Raw genomic sequence first — 754 nt, 5'->3', positions numbered from 1 at the left:
GGTCGTGAGCTCCGTGATATCTGACACGAGGCTGAACGTCACCGCGCCGCAATGGCAGGATCCCCGGTAGGTCGGCATCTTCGTCTCTGTGTTTGTCGATGCGCTCGAGCATCGGCGCGACGCAACTGCCGCACAACAGGCGAATTGCACGCGGGACAATGTTTGGTGATCGCCGCGGCCTCCATCAAGTTGTGATCATTCAGCCACGATCTCCCGCTAGCAGGACCACGCGGAGTTCATGCGGAGTTCATTTCGGGTTCCCTAGCTTTCCACCGCCAAAACCAGCCAGCCCCCTTCAGGAGGAGACTTCCATGCCAGCATTGCTTCGTCCCGCTCTCACCGCGCTCGGCGTCGCGTGCCTGCTGTCCGCAGCATCGCTTGCCTCCTCCGGCACCGCGTTCGCGCAAGCCAAGCAGCAGCCCGCACCCGCTCAGCAGGCGGCGCCGGCGCAGCAGCAGGCTCCCACGCTCAAGCAGATCGCGCTGACCGACAAGCAGCTCGACGGCGTGCTCGCCGCGCAGAAGGACGTCGATGCGATCACGGAAAAGCTTCCGGAGAACGCCGCGCCCGACCAGAAGGTGATCGCCCAGCTCGACGGCGTCGCCAAGAAGAACGGCTTTTCGAGCTATGACGACTACAACAACGTCGTCGACAACATCAGCCTGGTGCTCGGCGGCTTCGATCCCGCGACCAAGAAATATGTCGGCACCCAAGCCGTGATCAAGGCGCAGATCGCGCAGGTCCAGGCCGACAA

Annotated in this window: 1 protein-coding gene; it reads left to right on the top strand. The window is 63.1% G+C overall.

Annotated elements, in window-relative coordinates; translation table 11 throughout:
• Nucleotides 1-311: 311 nt before the first annotated feature.
• Nucleotides 312-754 (top strand): hypothetical protein (locus AC1D00_RS43750; RefSeq protein ID WP_477015019.1); only part of this gene is annotated, 443 nt, incomplete at its 3' end.

The sequence above is a fragment of the Bradyrhizobium sp. P2_E8 genome (assembly GCF_056403875.1).
This window is presented reverse-complemented; position numbering and strand designations above follow the sequence as displayed.